General features: G+C 70.8%; 11 protein-coding genes and 1 pseudogene. 5 read left to right on the forward strand and 7 right to left on the reverse strand.

What is annotated here, in order from left to right:
• Positions 1–29 precede the first annotated feature (29 nt).
• Together ACWGJ5_RS03865 and ACWGJ5_RS03870 are read left to right on the forward strand one after the other, a co-directional pair.
• Positions 30–638 carry a TetR/AcrR family transcriptional regulator gene (locus ACWGJ5_RS03865; protein ID WP_453308164.1) on the forward strand — a complete coding sequence of 203 codons (609 nt, stop codon included), beginning with the start codon at positions 30–32 and terminating at the stop codon, positions 636–638.
• A 452-nt stretch (positions 639–1,090) separates the two neighbouring features.
• Positions 1,091–1,498 (forward strand): annotated as a pseudogene (locus tag ACWGJ5_RS03870) (FtsX-like permease family protein); the annotation flags it as partial.
• A gap of 302 nt (positions 1,499–1,800) precedes the next feature.
• Here ACWGJ5_RS03870 and ACWGJ5_RS03875 read toward each other — a convergent pair.
• Positions 1,801–1,995 (reverse strand): hypothetical protein, encoded by a 195-nt coding sequence (locus tag ACWGJ5_RS03875; RefSeq protein ID WP_453308165.1) that lies wholly within the window; start codon positions 1,993–1,995, stop codon positions 1,801–1,803.
• A 138-nt stretch (positions 1,996–2,133) separates the two neighbouring features.
• On the opposite strand from ACWGJ5_RS03875, the gene ACWGJ5_RS03880 reads away from it, so the two are divergent.
• Entirely contained in the window at positions 2,134–4,248 is a 2,115-nt protein-coding gene (locus ACWGJ5_RS03880; protein WP_453308283.1) for a HelD family protein, read from the forward strand.
• Positions 4,249–5,078: 830 nt separating this feature from the next.
• On the forward strand, positions 5,079–5,327 hold the full coding sequence (locus ACWGJ5_RS03885; RefSeq protein ID WP_453308166.1) for a hypothetical protein: 249 nt from the start codon (positions 5,079–5,081) through the stop codon (positions 5,325–5,327).
• 588 nt (positions 5,328–5,915) lie between these two features.
• Here the strand turns inward: ACWGJ5_RS03885 and lpdA are convergent.
• A complete protein-coding gene (gene lpdA, locus ACWGJ5_RS03890; RefSeq protein ID WP_453308167.1) occupies positions 5,916–7,331 on the reverse strand; it encodes a dihydrolipoyl dehydrogenase in 1,416 nt (471 codons plus the stop codon).
• A 174-nt stretch (positions 7,332–7,505) separates the two neighbouring features.
• Here lpdA and ACWGJ5_RS03895 point away from each other — a divergent pair, with 174 nt between their 5' ends.
• Complete coding sequence (locus ACWGJ5_RS03895) at positions 7,506–8,375, forward strand: helix-turn-helix domain-containing protein (RefSeq protein WP_453308168.1); 870 nt, start codon at positions 7,506–7,508, stop codon at positions 8,373–8,375.
• A gap of 22 nt (positions 8,376–8,397) precedes the next feature.
• On the opposite strand, the gene ACWGJ5_RS03900 is transcribed toward ACWGJ5_RS03895, so the two are convergent.
• The 5 genes from ACWGJ5_RS03900 to ACWGJ5_RS03920 are packed head-to-tail and all read right to left on the reverse strand — an operon-like array spanning position 8,398 to position 14,714.
• Positions 8,398–9,588: a thiolase family protein gene (locus tag ACWGJ5_RS03900; RefSeq protein WP_453308169.1), complete on the reverse strand. Its 1,191-nt coding sequence runs from the start codon at positions 9,586–9,588 to the stop codon at positions 8,398–8,400.
• On the reverse strand, positions 9,585–10,229 hold the full coding sequence (locus tag ACWGJ5_RS03905; protein ID WP_453308170.1) for a CoA transferase subunit B: 645 nt from the start codon (positions 10,227–10,229) through the stop codon (positions 9,585–9,587). The genes ACWGJ5_RS03900 and ACWGJ5_RS03905 overlap by 4 nt, the downstream gene beginning before the upstream one ends.
• On the reverse strand, positions 10,226–10,984 hold the full coding sequence (locus tag ACWGJ5_RS03910; protein ID WP_453308171.1) for a CoA transferase subunit A: 759 nt from the start codon (positions 10,982–10,984) through the stop codon (positions 10,226–10,228). Before ACWGJ5_RS03910 ends, ACWGJ5_RS03905 begins: the two co-directional genes overlap by 4 nt.
• 11 nt (positions 10,985–10,995) lie before the next feature.
• Positions 10,996–12,768 carry an FAD-dependent oxidoreductase gene (locus ACWGJ5_RS03915; protein WP_453308172.1) on the reverse strand — a complete coding sequence of 591 codons (1,773 nt, stop codon included), beginning with the start codon at positions 12,766–12,768 and terminating at the stop codon, positions 10,996–10,998.
• Positions 12,765–14,714, reverse strand: a complete 1,950-nt coding sequence (locus tag ACWGJ5_RS03920; protein WP_453308173.1) for a maleylacetate reductase and hydroxyquinol 1,2-dioxygenase domain-containing protein — start codon at positions 14,712–14,714, stop codon at positions 12,765–12,767. Before ACWGJ5_RS03920 ends, ACWGJ5_RS03915 begins: the two co-directional genes overlap by 4 nt.
• Positions 14,715–14,941: the final 227 nt, after the last annotated feature.

The raw sequence follows: 14,941 nt of genomic DNA on the forward strand, positions 1-14,941 counted from the left end.
CGGCATGTACCAATTGGTACACTCGTGGTGTGGTGAATACGGACGTCTCGCACCCCGAGGGTCAGGACGGGCATGGCCCGGACCCGGGCCGGCGCGCTCAACTGCTGGACGCAGCTGTCGACCACGTCGCGGCGCACGGCATCGCGGATCTGAGCCTGCGCCGCCTGGGCGCTGCGATCGGTGTCAGTCACCGCATGCTGATCCATTACTTCGGGTCCAGGGAACAGCTGCTCGTCGAGATCGTCCGCACGTCGGAGCAGCGCCAGCGCGATCTGATGTCCCGGCTCCGCCTGGAGTCCGGTCTCTCGCCCGCGGATGTCGCCCGGCGACTGTGGCAGCAGCTGACGGATCCCCGGCTGGCCGGTCAGGAGCGGCTCTTCTTCGAGATCTGCGGGCACGCGCTGCGGGGCCGCCCCGAAGCCGCCCCGGTCCTCGAGGGGCTGGTGACGGACTGGCTGGAGCCGCTCGTGGCCGCCGAGGTGGGCGCGGGGTCGGACCCCGCCGTGGCCCGTAACCGTGCCAGGCTGGGACTGGCCACCGTCCGTGGTCTCCTGCTGGACCTCCTCGCCACCGGAGACCGCGCGGGCGTCGACGCGGCAATGGAGGAGTTCCTGCGGCTCTGCTACGGCCCGAAGTGACGAAGCCGCCGACACGTACGTTACGGTGCGGGACCCCATCTTGGGCGGCCCTGTGGACAACCCCTGACCGGGGCCGTTCAAGTCGGGGGTACGGCGCCGCCGCCGTAGACCTGACCATGGTGCTGCGACCGCCGGTGGAACCGATGCCGGCTGACGTCGCGCAGCCGTGACCGTCGGTCAGGCGCGGAGCCGCACCCGGTGCCGGCACGTTTCGTCCCCGTCGGGTCAGCTCTCGTTTCGGCGACGACCCGGAAGCCGTGAGGCGGGTGGGCGGTGCGGCGCGGGACGGTGTCGGTGGCGCGGTCCTTGGCACCTTCGGCGATGACATGGTCCGTGCCGGCCGGCATTGCGGCGACACGATGAGCGACGTGGGTACTGGGCGCTGCCGACATGGCATGGAGTTCCGCAAGTCGGCCGAGGCGGGACCGGACCCGCGTGCTCTCTGCAATCACGTCACCGACGCGTCCGGCTGCACCGTCGAGCAGGGCACCGACAGCGAGCTCGACGCCTGGGCCAACTGCACGATGGCCGGTGTCCTCGTGGCTTCGCCGTCGCCGCCGTCAACACGCTCGTGATGACCGTCCTCGACCGCCGCCGCGAGCTCGGCATGCTCCGCCTCGTCGGCTCCAGCCAGCGGCAGGTGAGGCGGATGCTGCGGTGGGAAGGCCTGCTGGTGGCGGTCGCCGGCATCGTACTCGGCACGGCCTTCGCCGCCGCGACGCTGATCCCGGTGATGCGCGGCTTCATCGGCGAGGCCCCGTACGTACCTTCGCTGGTGTACGCAGCCTTCGCCGGGGGGCGCGGTGGGACTGAGCCTTCTATCAGTGGCCCTGTCGGCCATGGCGGCGCTGCGGCGGTGAAGCGCGCCCTGCAGAGCGGGAAGCTTCCACCGCATCACCGTGTAGTTCGGCCGGCCGCTGCACCACGCAGGCGGTGGAATCCGCAGCCGGGCAGGGGCCGGTGGAGCCGGCCGACCGGGAGCTGCGCGCGGAACTGTCCGCGTACGAGGGCCGGCCCATCCTGTGGGCGGCACGGCTGTGTCGTCGCCGACCGCCCGCGGCGCAGAGGCGCGGGCGCGTGGTGCTCCGGCAAGGAACCGGCCAACTCGTGACTGCAACACGACGTATGGCCCAGCGCATGGCATGTAAGCGGGAAACCGCGGCTACGGACCATGAACCAGGTCGACCAGAACCGACCCACACCGCGGGCGGGCGGTGCCAACCGCGGTGCCTTGCGCGTCAACAAGCACTGGCTCGGCAGTCACATCCACCGATAGCACCGCGTCGTCCACGACCGACGGGAACAACGCCTCCATCAGCCAGATCACGAACTCTTCCGATTCGCCGGGATACTTCACGCACGAGATCGTGCTGGTGGGCGCGGTGGTGCATTGGAGGACACATGCCACCTGCTTTGGTCAATATTTACTTTCCCGGATTCCATCTGCATAGTGGCGCCTCGAAATACTGGTGAGTTGAGCCGAGAGGGCCTTTTCTTGTCTCAGATCAACGATGCTGCCGCGCGCGAGGTGGAACTTGAGCGAGTTCAGGTTTCCGTCATAGGCGAGCTGTTCGACGAGCGGCTGGCCGGGGCGCGGGAGCAACTGGCGCTCGTGCTCGCGTCGCCACCCGACGGTGCGGGCGAGGCGTACGAGAGGGAGGTCGCGGCCGGGCGGCTGGCGCGGGAGGTTCGTCGGCTGGAGGGGGCCGAGGACGGGTTGGTCTTCGGCCGGATCGACCTGACGGACGGTACGGTCCTGCGGATCGGGCGGCTGGGGCTGCACAGGGACTCGGACGAGCTGCCACTGCTGGTGGACTGGCGGGCCGAGGCCGCGCGGCCCTTCTACGAGGCGACGCCGGTTCATCCCATGGGGCTGCGGCGGCGCCGCCATCTGCGTCTGGCAGGTCGCAAGGTGGTGGGAGTGAGCGATGAGCTGCTCGACGGCTCCGCACCCACCCGACAGGACGTGATCGGCGACGGCCCGTTGACCGCGGCGCTCCAGGAACGGCGCACGGGGCGTATGGGTGCGGCGGTTGCCACACTCCAGGCCGAGCAGGACGCGATCGTCCGGTCGCCGCACCGCGGGGTAACGGTCGTGCAGGGTGGTCCGGGCACCGGAAAGACGGTGGTGGCACTGCACCGCGCCGCGTATGTGCTGTACGCGTTCCCGAAGGCAGCCGAGCGTGGCGTGCTCGTACTGGGGCCGAACGCGCGGTTCCTCGACTACATCAGCCAGGTCCTGCCCTCGCTCGGGGAGAACGACGTCGTCCTGGCGACGTGCGAGGAACTGGCCGGCGTCGTACCGGGCGCCACGGACCCCTTCGAAGTGGCCCGCCTGAAGGGGAATGCCGCACTGGCCGACGCGCTGGGCGCTGTGGTCCGCTCACGGCAGGCCCCGGGCGGCGACTTCGACGTCCGGGTCGGGCAGGAGTGGATTCGTCTGCCGGACAGGGACGTCGCACAGGCGCGGGAGTCGGCACAGACCAGCGGTCTCGCACACAACCGGGCGCGCCGGCTGTTCAAGGAGCTGCTGGTCGACGCCCTCGTCCGTGAGCTTGCCCGCAGTGGCGCCGAGGCGCTCGAACGTATCGACGCCGAGGTTGCTCAACTGACCGGTCTCGACCTCGACGGGGCTGCGGCAGCGGACCTGCGCCGCCTCGGCCTTGACGACGCGCCCGCCACTGGTGCCGACGAATTCGACGCCGACGCCTTGCGCGCCGACCTCCTGGCCGATGCCTTGCTCGATCAGGCCGTCGAGGACCTGTGGCCGCGGCTCACGCCCGGCGACGTGGTCCGCGCCCTGCTGGCGGATGCAGACGCGCCGGCCGCGTACCTGCGGCAGTTCACCGACGACCAGCGGGCCCTGCTGCGGCGAATGCCCGGTGAGCCCTGGACGGACGCCGATGTGCCGCTTCTCGACGAGGTGGCGAGCCTGGTCGACGGCCCGCCTGAGCAGGCCTTCGGGCATGTCGTCGTCGACGAGGCACAAGAGCTCACCGCCATGCAGTGGCGGATGATCGTGCGCCGTTGCCCGGGCAGGTCGATGACACTGGTCGGAGACTTCGCCCAGGCAGGCCCGGTGACGGTGGCCAGGGACTGGCAGGAGGCACTCGGCCCGCACCTCGGACGGCGCTTCGACCTGCGCACCCTGACCGTCAGCTACCGGACCACCCAGGAGATCCTCGCCACCACCGGGAACCTGCTGGCCCGGATCGCCCCGGGCCGGCCACCGATCCGGTCGATCAGGCATGGCGAGGTGCCTCGAACCCTCACCACGGCCCCTGAATCACTCGTCACCACCCTCGCGCTGGAGCTGCGCGAGCAGGGCGCCGCGTACCCGGGTGAGTTGGTCGGGGTGATCTGCGCCGATGGCAGGACGGAGCAGCTCACGGCTGCGGGGATCGAGCAGCATGCACGACTGGTGCCGGCCTCACAGGCGCGCGGCTTGGAGTTCGACGCCGCCGTCGTGGTCGACCCGGACGGGATCACCGCCGCCCGCCCTGGGGGTGAGCGCGACCTGTACGTCGCCCTGACCCGGGCCACCAAGAGGCTGTGCACCATCACCGTCCCGCCTACCGTGAAGATCACGGGAAGAGGACACGGAAGTTGAGCCAGAACCCGAGAATCGACAGTGCCCGGGCCTGGCATGGGTTGGTGCTTGGGGAGGCTCGGGGAGCCCGGCAGCGGCTGCGGTGACCTGGCGTCCCGGCATCCCGGTGATTGAGGGCGACGCGGTGGGCGGTAGTTCCGCCAGCGGCGTCGTAGCCAAGCCGCGGCCCCGGTGATCAGCAGTGCGACGGTGGTGACCGCCCACCAGTTGCCGACCTCCCAAACCGGACGTCCACCGTGCAGTTCTCGCCCTTCGTTGGGGCGTCGGGGCGTCGGGGCGTCGGGGCGTCGGGGCGTCGGCGTGAGAGGCGTGCGCAGCGTGAGTTCTGCGTACGCGAGTTCGCCAGGCCGCACGGGGCGGTACTCGACTGTGCAGTGGGCGGGGCCGGCTTCGGCACGGGAGAGTTCCATGTCGTGCGGCGCGACACCCGGGTACACCGGCTCCGGATGCTCCCGGTACTGGGCAACCTCTGCTTCGTGCTGCCACTGCTGCGACCGCGCCGGTTTCCCCGCCACAGCCAGCACGCCCACCGCCCGCGGCACACCCGAAGCGAAGATCGGCGCCGTCGCACCCGCTCCACCACCCCGGGCCGTCACCACCAGTTCGAAGCCGAGAGCCGGCACCGCGGCCGCCATGGTCGCCCAGACCAGGAAGAGATGCAGGGCTGTCAGCGGCCGTCTGTTACTCGGGGCGCACTGCAGGTCACCCCGCGAACCGCGTTCCCTCGGCAGCCCAACCTGTGTCATATGCCTTCGGCGTACCAAAAAAAATCGCCCAGATATATCTAGAAAGCGGCACAGTCAGCGCAAGCGGATCGCTACCGTGGTCGGATGGACACAGAGAGTTCGCCACCTCTCGATACCGCAACCCTGCGCGGTCAGCTCGTCGCGCGTGAGGAAGAGGTCCGTCACCTGGCGAAGCAGCTCGGCATCGCCGGCGAGTTCCAGGCGTCCTGCACGGTGCGCGACGCGGCGGACCTGCTCCTCGCCGCCGGCCGCGCGCTCGCCGCTGAAACGCCCTGCCGGACCACGACGCACACCATGGCCGTTCTGTACGGGCTTTGCCGGACAGGCGCATAACGGTCGATGGTCTCGTCGTTGTCGTGGGCGTGCGCCAGGGCCTCCTGGAATTTGGGCGTCATACCGACGGGAGCCGGCGGGGCGGGTGCGACGAGCACTGCGCCTTTCGGTCCGGCGGGGCGGCGGGAGGCGAGCGTCTGGGTCGCCCTTCCGCCCATCGGGTGGCCCACCACGACGTACTCGCCGTAGTCGAGTTCGCCAGTGGACTCACCCCAGCCACGGTGGTCGTACGAGACGCATGCCCGTGTGGGGCTGAGGTGCTCGATGACCGGTCGCCAGGTGCGGTGGGAGCCACCCCGGTAGTGGAGGAAGAATAGGGCCGGGCCTTCGCCTTCGCGGGGCCGCTCTGCTGCGCCCGCTGCCGACGTGAGCCCCGGCGGTTGAGCCGTGCCGCTCATGACCCGGTCGTCATCCGGCCTTTCTCGATCAATTACGAGCTCGTATGCCACTCTCGCCCGGACGGAGCTGCGCCGGTTGCGGGGTCCGCTGACGGCGGCAAACGTCTTCCGTTGCCCCGTGCCGGAGATCGGCGATGGCGCGGTCGCCCTCCACCGAGATCACGATCCACGGCCGCAGTTTCCGCCTACATCACAAGTTGATCATGTGTCCGGCCAGGCCGTGCACCGCCTCCTGGATCGCCTCGCCGAGCGTCGGATGGGCGTGGACGTTGCGGGCGATCTCATGGACGGTGAGATCCCATTGCTGCGCCAGGGTCAGCTCGGGCAGCAGTTCGGTGACGTCCGGGCCGATGAGGTGCCCGCCGATCAGCTCGCCGTACTTCGCGTCGCTGATCAACTTCACGAAGCCGGTGGCGTCGCCCAGACCGTGCGCCTTGGCGTTTGCGGTGAACGGGAACTTCGCCACCTTGACGTCGTGGCCCAGTTCGCGTGCCTGGGCCTCGGTGTAGCCGAAGCTGGCGATCTGCGGCTGGCAGAAGGTGGCCCGCGGGATCATCGCGTAGTCCAGTTCCATGGTCTCCGCGTCCGCCAGCGTCTCGGCCGCGATCACGCCCATCGCCTCGGCCGCGTGCGCCAGCATCAGCTTCGCGGTGACGTCGCCGATGGCGTAGAGGTGCGGGACGTTCGTGCGGCAGCGACCGTCGACGTCGATCGCACCGCGCTCGGAGACCCGCACGCCGGTGTTCTCCAGACCACAGCCGGACACGTTGGGGGCGAAGCCGATGGCCTGGAGGACCTTGTCGGCCTCCAGGACCTGCTGGGAGCCGTCCTTGCCGGTGACCGTGACGCGGACCTGGGGGCCCGACTCGTCGATGGAGTCGACGCGGGTGGACGTGAGGGCTTCGATGCCCAGCCTGCGGTACTGCTTGGCGAGCTCCGCGGAGACCTCGGCGTCCTCCAGCGGGGCGAGTCGGTCCAGGAACTCGACGATGGTGACCTTCACCCCGTAGTTGTGCAGGATGTACGCGAATTCGACGCCGATCGCGCCGGCGCCGGCGATGATGACCGACTGCGGCAGCTCCTCGGCGAGGATCTGCTCCTCGAAGGTGACCACGCGGGAGGTACGCCGGGTGCCGGGCAGAAGCTTGGGTGTCGCGCCGGTGGCGATGATGCAGTGGTCGAACCCGATGGTGCGCGTATCGCCCTCGAAGCCGGACACCTGGAGGGTGTGCGGATCGAGGAAGGTGCCCTGACCGTCGATTTCAGTGATCTTGTTCTTCTTCATCAGGTAGTGCACGCCCTTGACGCGGCCGTCGGCGACCCTGCGGCTGCGGCGGAACGCCTCGCCGTAGTCGAAGGACACCTGTCCGTCGACGCGGATGCCGAACGTCTTCGCCTCGCGGGTGAAGACGTGCGCCAGCTCGGCGTTGCGCAGCAGGGCCTTGGTCGGGATGCAGCCCACGTTCAGGCAGATGCCGCCCCAGTACTTCCGCTCGACAACGGCGACGCGTCTGCCCAGCTGGGCGGCGCGGATCGCGGCGACGTAACCACCGGGGCCCGCACCGAGTACCACCACGTCGAAGCGGTCGTCCTGCTCGTCCGTCATCGGTGCCTCCTGCAGCGGAACGCGTTCGGGCTCCGGCCAGAGTTCCCCCGTCGATGCCGACGGCAAACAGGGGCGCTTCCCGGCGGTCGTGGACTTCACCCGTGCGATCCGGTTGCTTCTCGGCCCAGCTGGTTTACCCTTCAATCACATGGGGTGCCGTGAGGAGGTCACACCGTGACGGAACTTGGCCTGGCCGACACGGTCGGCATGCTGCGACAGCCCGGCGTGCGGACACGACACAGCAGCTCAGGGCTCGGATGGGAGCGGCTGTACCTCTCCGCGCAGGTGGAGCAGCCCTACCGCGCGGCCTTCGATCCGGCCCTCACACACCTGGTGATCCTGCACCTCAGCGGACCCGTCACCGTACGGCGGGGGCAGGGTGCGGACCGGCGGTCACGGACGATCCCGGCCGGTGGGCTCTTCCTCCAGCCGGCTGGGCGGAGGCTCGCCGTCGAGCTCGGCGGGCGACTGGAGACGATCCACGCCTACCTCGCGGACGACGCTCTGCGCGAGGCGAACGGTGGGCGGCCCGTAGAGCTGACCGAGGAGCTCGGGGCCAGCGATCCACTCGCCGAGCAGCTCATGCTCGCGCTGGACAGCACGCTCCGCTCCTGGGAGCCGTCGGCCCGCACGTACGTCGACCAGCTGACCGGGATGCTCGCCGCGCAGCTCGTACGCCGTCACGGCGTCGGGGCGAGCGTGCCCCCGCCCGCCCGGTGCGGCTTGTCCGACCGGCAGCTCGCCGCCGTCCGCGAGCTCATGGAGCAGCGCCTCGCCGAACCGCTGCCGATCGCGGACCTCGCCGCCTCCGCTTCGCTGAGCTCGAGCCAGTTCACGCGGAGGTTCCGGGCGAGCACCGGCCGGTCGCCCCACCAGTTCCTGCTCGGGCTGCGGCTGGAGGCCGCGTGCCGGATGCTGCGCACCGGCTCCACCCCGATCGCGGAGGTGGCCGCCGCCTGCGGCTTCTCGCACCAGGAGCACCTCACCCGGGTGATGCGCGCCCGGCTGGGCACGACCCCGGCCGCGCTGCGCCGGTCCGGCTGAGGAGGGCGCCCACGGGCCCGTCTCAGCGTTCGAGTACCAGGGCCAGTGCCTGGCCCACCCCGATGCACAACGCTGCCAGGCCCGTGCCGGTGCCCGCCGCGGCCAGCTGGTGCGCGACCGCTCCGGTGATACGGGCACCCGACGCGCCCAGCGGGTGGCCGATGGCGATGGCGCCGCCGCGGGGGTTGACCACCTCGGGGTCGAGATCCGGCAGTGCGGCCAGGCAGGCCAGCGCCTGGGCCGCGTAGGCCTCGTTCAGCTCGACCGTGTGCAGATCGCCGGGAGCGACCGCAGCCTTGGCGAGCACCTTGCGGATGGCGTCGACCGGGCCGAGCCCGAAGTACTGCGGCTCGATGCCCGTCACCGCCGCCGCCCGGACCCGGGCCAGGGGCTCACGCCCGATCGCCGCCAGGCCTTCCTCGTCGGCGAGCAGCAGCGCGGCCGCCCCGTCGTTGAGCGGCGAGGCGTTGCCGGCCGTGATCGTGCCGTCCGGCGTGAAGGCCGGCTTCAGCCGGCCGAGGGCCTCCAGGGAGGTGTTGTCCCGGATGCCCTCGTCGCGGGGCAGGTCCACCCCCTCGACGGGGATGATCTCTCCCGCGTACCGGCCCTCGCGCCAGGCGCGGGCGGCGTTGCGGTGGCTGGCCAGGGCGAACGCGTCCTGTGCCGCCCGGGTGACGGCGTACTTGGCACCGACGAGTTCCGCGCTCTCGCCGAGCGGGATCGTCCATTCCGCCGGCATCCGCGGGTTCACCATCCGCCAGCCGAGCGTCGTCGAGTACAACTGCTGATCCTTCACCGGGAAGGCGCGCTCCGGCTTCGGCAGCACCCAGGGCGCGCGGGTCATCGACTCCACACCGCCCGCCACCGCGATCGACGCGTCGCCGAGCGCGATGGCGCGCGCCGCCTGGATTACTGCCTCCATACCGGATCCGCACAGCCGGTTGACCGTGGCGCCCGGCACGGTGACCGGGAGCCCGGCGAGCAGCACGGCCATGCGGGCCACATCGCGGTTCTCCTCGCCCGCGCCGTTCGCGTTGCCGAGCAGCACGTCGTCGATGCGTCCGGGGTCCAGGCCGGGGCTGCGCTCCACCAGGGCCCGCAGCACTCCCGCGGCGAGGTCGTCCGGTCGTACGCCCGCCAGGGCACCGCCGTATCGGCCGAAGGGGGTACGGACGGCGTCGACGACGTACACGTCACGCGGGCGCTCGATCATCGGTTGCTCCCAGCAGGAATGATGAGGAATGGCGTGTGAGTGGCGACCTGATCAGCTGTCATATCAGGGGCCAGCTCGACGAGTTCGAGCCCGTCGGGCGTGACGTCGAGGACGCACAGGTCGGTGATGATCCGGTGCACGCAGCCGCGTCCCGTGAGCGGCAGCGTGCACTCCTGGACGATCTTGGAGGTGCCGTCCTTCGTCAGGTGCTCCATGAGCACGACGACCCGGCCGGCGCCGTGGACGAGGTCCATCGCACCGCCCATCCCTTTGATCATCTTTCCGGGGACCGCCCAGTTGGCGAGGTCGCCGCGGACCGAGACCTGCAGCGCGCCCAGGACGGCGGTGTCGATGTGGCCGCCGCGGATCATGCCGAAGGACAGCGAGGAGTCGAAGAAGGAGGCCCCCGGCCGTACGGTCACCGTCTCCTTGCCCGCGTTGATGAGGTCCGGGTCGACCTCGTCGGGCGACGGGTACGGCCCGACGCCGAGCAGCCCGTTCTCCGAGTGCAGGACGACATCGACGCCCGGCGGCAGGAAGTCGGCCACGCGGGTGGGAAGCCCGATGCCCAGGTTGACGTAGTCGCCGTCCCGGAGCTCGCTCGCGGCACGAGCCGCCATCTCGTCCCGGCTCCAGCTCATCGCTCGCGCACCGTCCTCTTCTCGATTCCCTTGTCGGCCGCCTGCTCCGGGGTGAGCGCCACGACACGCTGCACGAACACCCCCGGCAGATGGATCGCGTCCGGGTCGAGTACGCCCGGCTCGACCAACTCCTCCACCTCGGCGACGGTGACGCGCCCGGCCATGGCGGCCAGCGGGTTGAAGTTGCGCGCCGCGCGGCGGAACACGAGGTTGCCGTGGCGGTCCCCGCGCGCCGCCCTGACCAGCGCGTAGTCCGTGGTGATGGCGTGTTCCAGGATGTGGTCCACGCCGCCGAAGGTACGCACTTCCTTCGGCGGCGAGGCAACCGCCACCGATCCGTCGGCGGCGTAGCGCCACGGCAGTCCGCCCTCGGCGACCTGTGTGCCGACGCCGGCCGGAGTGTAGAAGGCCGGGATCCCCGCGCCGCCCGCCCGCAGCCGTTCGGCGAGCGTGCCCTGCGGCGTCAGCTCGACCTCCAGCTCACCCGCGAGGTACTGGCGGGCGAACTCCTTGTTCTCGCCGATGTACGAGCCCGTGACCCGGTTGATCCGGCCCGCGGCCAGCAGGATCCCGAGGCCACGGCCGTCGACGCCGCAGTTGTTCGACACGACCGCCAGGCCGCCCGCCCCGCTCTCGTACAGGGCGCCGATGAGCACCTCCGGGACGCCGCTCAGCCCGAAGCCGCCGACGGCGAACGACCGTCCGTCCGTCACGTCCGCCAGGGCTTCCGCGGCCGTGGCCATCACCTTGTCCATCCCGTTCTCTCCTACCGGTCCAGCACCCGGCGCAGCGCGCCGAGAAGTTCGTCCTGGGCCGACTGCGCGCTTACGGGTGCCGTGGCGCGGCGCCAAGCGACGTAGCCGTCGGGTCGCACCAGCAGCACGCCGTCCTCGGCGATCTCGCTCACCCGGCTCCACTCGCCGTATGCGTCACGGCAGTTGGCGTCACCGATACGCGCCACCCGCAGCGGGACGCCGAGTTCTGTCCCGCACGCGGTCGCGGCCGTCTCCCAGACACCGCCCGACAGGCCGGTCAGCACGGTGAAGGTGCCCTCGCCGACGACATCGAGCGTGGACAGCCGTTCGCCGTGGGCGTCGACGAGCCAGGCGTGCGGCAGCTTCGCGCCTGGGCGGGAGGTCGTTTGTGCCGTCAACTCCCGGTCCTCTTCCCAGACTTCGGCTGCGTCGTCGTCGGGAAGCACCGCGGCGGAGACGTAGCGCTGGTTCATCTCGACGCCGTGTGCGTTGAACTCGTAGTTCTTGAGCTGGATCGCCTCTTCGAGCCGGCGCCGCTTCTTGGCGCCCTCGGGCGTCGGCGCGCCCAGCACCGCGAGCCCCTCGGTGATGGCCTCGTGGTCGGCGCCACCGCCGATGCCGAGCACGTCGAAGATCGGTCCGAACTGGTCGCGGCTGAGGTTGGCCCGTTCGACGATCTGCCGCCCGACGGGGGCCCGTTCAGCGGAGTAGGTGTCGAGCAGCCCGGGGCCGGCCTCGCCGCGGATCACCATCGCGAGCTTCCAGGCGAGGTTGTAGGAGTCCTGCACGGAGGTGTTCGAGCCGAGCCCGTTGGACGGCGGATGACGGTGCACCGCATCGCCCGCACAGAAGACCCGCCCGGACCCGTACGCCGAGGCGTAGCTGTGGTTGACCGTCCACAGCGAGGTGGAGGTGATCTCCACCGGCAGGTCGGGATCGCCGATGAGGTCGCGCACGATCCGCCGCGCCGCCTCCTCGTCCACCTCCGGCGGCGGCTGCTCGATGTCGTAACCCCACACCAGCAGCCACTCGTTCCACGGACGGACCATGCGGACCAGACCCATGCCGATGCCGCCGGTCTCCGCCCCGGGCTGCAGCACCCAGTACAGGACGCTCGGCCGGTGGGCGCAGTAGCGGGTGAGGTCGGCCTTGAAGACGATGTTCATGCTTCCGGCCTTGGCCATGCGGCCGTCGAAGGGGAGGCCGAGCTGCTCGGCGACCGTGCTGCGCCCGCCGTCCGCGCCGATCAGGTAGCGGGCCCGTACGATGAACTCGTCGCCGCGGACCCGGTCGCGCAGCCGCGCGGTGACGCCGCTGTCGTCCTGGGTGAAGCTGAGGAACTCGGTGTCGAAGCGGACCTTGGCGCCGCGGGCCGCCGCGTTGTTCACGAGGATCGGCTCCAGGTAGGTCTGCGGCAGGTCGATCATCTCGCAGGGGCTCTTGGCCGCGTATTCGCTGGCCGTCGCCGGCCCGGTGCCCCAGGTGCGGATGCGGCCGATCTCGTGCCCGGTCAGCGAGGTGCACAGCACCGTGTCGCCCATGAGGTGGGACGGGCTGCCGACAGCCAGCGCCTCGGAATCCACGCCGAGGTCGCGCAGGACCTCCATGGTGCGCTGGTTGGTGATGTGCGCCCGCGGTGTGTTGGCCAGCCAGCCGTACTTCGTCACCAGGAGGGTGCGGATGCCGTAGGTGGCCAGCAGCAGTGCGGCGGAACCCCCGGCGGGGCCGCTGCCGACGACGAGGACGTCGGTGTCGTACGTGTCGTGCGCAGGGGTGATGGTCATGGGCGGGCACTCCTCGGGCATCCGGCCAGGGGGGCGAGTCGGAAGGTGTAGTCGAGCCGGCGCCACTCGCCGTCGACCGGGCGGCCGTCGGGGGCGGGGCCGGTCTGCGGCACGAAGTCGACGATCAGCTCGTCCTTGACGCCGAAGACGGTGTCGCTGTCGAGGTAGGCGCCGCCCGAGACGAACAGCTGCGTGACGAGCCGGCGGTGACCGGGCGCGTCGAACATGAAGTGGAGGTGCGGCGCCCGGTAGGGATGGCGCCCGACCGCGGCGAGCATCCGCCCGACCGGCCCGTCCTCCGGGATCGGATACTCCGAGGGCAGGATGGACCAGAACATGATCCGGCCATCGGCGTCGGTGCGCAGCCGGCCACGCAGCACCGGCCCTTCCAGGTCCGGAAGTTGGACGTCGTAGAAGCCGTCCTCGTTGGACTGCCACACGTCCACGACCACGTCCTTGACCGGCGCACCTTCGGCGTCCGTGACCCGCACGTCCACCCAGAGCGGGGTGCCGGGCAGCCCGTCGGAGATGTCGCCGCCGCGTGGGGTGTCGGGCGGGTCCTCCACGTAGAAGGGACCGAGCACCGCGGACGGAGTGGTATGGGGTGTACGGGAGTTGGTGAGCAGGTCCACGGCGCTGGAGACACCGAGTGTGTCCGACAGCAGCACGAACTCCTGTCGCGTCGGGCTGCAGATGCCGCCGGTGCGGGTGAGGAAGTCGATGGCGTACTGCCATTCGGAGTCGGTGACGTCGTTGGCGGCGACGAAGGTGTGCAGATGGCGGACCAGGTCGCTCAGCAGGGTGCGCACGCGCGGGTCGGGGGCCTGCGCGAAGCTGGCGACGACCTGTTCGGTGAGACGGGCCAGCTTGGCTTCCGTGGACTGAGGACCCTCGGGGCGGCGTCCGTGCCAGGCGCCGGCCAGCAGCTCCGCGACGCCCTCGGTGGTCAGCTCGCGCGGATTCGGGTACGGCGTCGAGGTGGCCAGCTCGGCCGCGCGGGCGAGGCCGGACTCCGGCATGCCGAGATCGCGCAGCGAGGTCGGGCCGCCCAGGGAGGCGACCAGGTCGTACACGCCGCTGGGGGCGTCGGCCACGCCCAGGGCGTCGGCGATTCGGCGCATCACGCCGGGCACTGCGTGCGCGTTGTAGGCCATGGCGTGCGGCAGGACGACGGTGTGCGTCTCGGCGTGCGGCAGATCGAAGGTGCCGCCGAGCGTGTGGCACAGCTTGTGGTGCAGGCCCATACCCACCGTGGCGAGGCAGGTCCCGGCGAGCCAGGCCGCGTGCAGCAGGTCGGCGCGCGCCTCCAGGTCGGCCGGGTCGGCCGCGAGGCGGGGCAGCGCCCGGGCGATGCGGGAGATCGCGTCGAGGGCCTGCTGGTCGGTGACCGGGTTGGCGTCGGCGGCGTACAGGGCCTCGACGGCGTGGGCGAGCGCGTTGATGCCACTCGTGACCGTCAGGGACAGCGGCAGGGTCAGGGTGAAGTCGACGTCGTAGACGACGGTCTCGGGCAGGATCTCCGGTGACGACTGGGTGACCTTGCGCCCGTCGCGGGTCTCACCGAGGACGGGTGTCACCTCGGAGCCGGCGTACGTGGTCGGAAGGATCACCTGCGGCAGTCCCGTCCGCAGCGCGAGCGCCTTGGACAGACCCGTCGTCGAACCGCCCCCGACGGCGACGATACTGTCCGCGGAGGACTCCCTGAGCACCTTGAGCGCCTTCTCGGTCACCTCGACCGGGGTGTGCATGGCCGCGCCGTCGAACTCCGCCACCAGGAGGTCGCCGAGCGCCTCGCGGACCTGGTCGGAGGCTGCCGCGAGGGGTCCGCTGGACAGCAGCAGCACCCGGGAGCAGCCCAGCCGCTCGACCTCCTCGCCGAGGCGGCCGACCGTGCCGGTGCCGAAGACCACCCGTGAGGGGTGGGATGTGTAGACGAACGTCCGCATCGAACTGCCTCCGCATGTCATCCGGTCGCGTCGGTCCCTTGGGCCACCGAGTATGCGAATGACATCCGCGTGAATTCCTGCACGTTTCGCGCGCCGCCCTGCACGAAACACGCGTACGTGCTGCGGCGGATCGCCAGGGGAGAACAGGTAGCTGACGGCCCCCTGCATGCCCAGGTCGCGCTCGGCGTGATCGGTGCGGTCGCTGTCCTGCGCGTGCCGGAAGGGGG

This window comes from Streptomyces sp. NPDC054783 (genome assembly GCF_053611725.1).

Coding starts and splice junctions, on each gene's coding strand:
- lpdA (WP_453308167.1), bottom strand. CDS start 7,331: ATGACGGACGAGCAGGACGACCGCTTCGACGTGGTGGTACTCGGTGCG.
- ACWGJ5_RS03915 (WP_453308172.1), bottom strand. CDS start 12,768: ATGACCATCACCCCTGCGCACGACACGTACGACACCGACGTCCTCGTC.
- ACWGJ5_RS03885 (WP_453308166.1), top strand. CDS start 5,079: ATGGACACAGAGAGTTCGCCACCTCTCGATACCGCAACCCTGCGCGGT.
- ACWGJ5_RS03900 (WP_453308169.1), bottom strand. CDS start 9,588: ATGATCGAGCGCCCGCGTGACGTGTACGTCGTCGACGCCGTCCGTACC.
- ACWGJ5_RS03920 (WP_453308173.1), bottom strand. CDS start 14,714: ATGCGGACGTTCGTCTACACATCCCACCCCTCACGGGTGGTCTTCGGC.
- ACWGJ5_RS03910 (WP_453308171.1), bottom strand. CDS start 10,984: ATGGACAAGGTGATGGCCACGGCCGCGGAAGCCCTGGCGGACGTGACG.
- ACWGJ5_RS03905 (WP_453308170.1), bottom strand. CDS start 10,229: ATGAGCTGGAGCCGGGACGAGATGGCGGCTCGTGCCGCGAGCGAGCTC.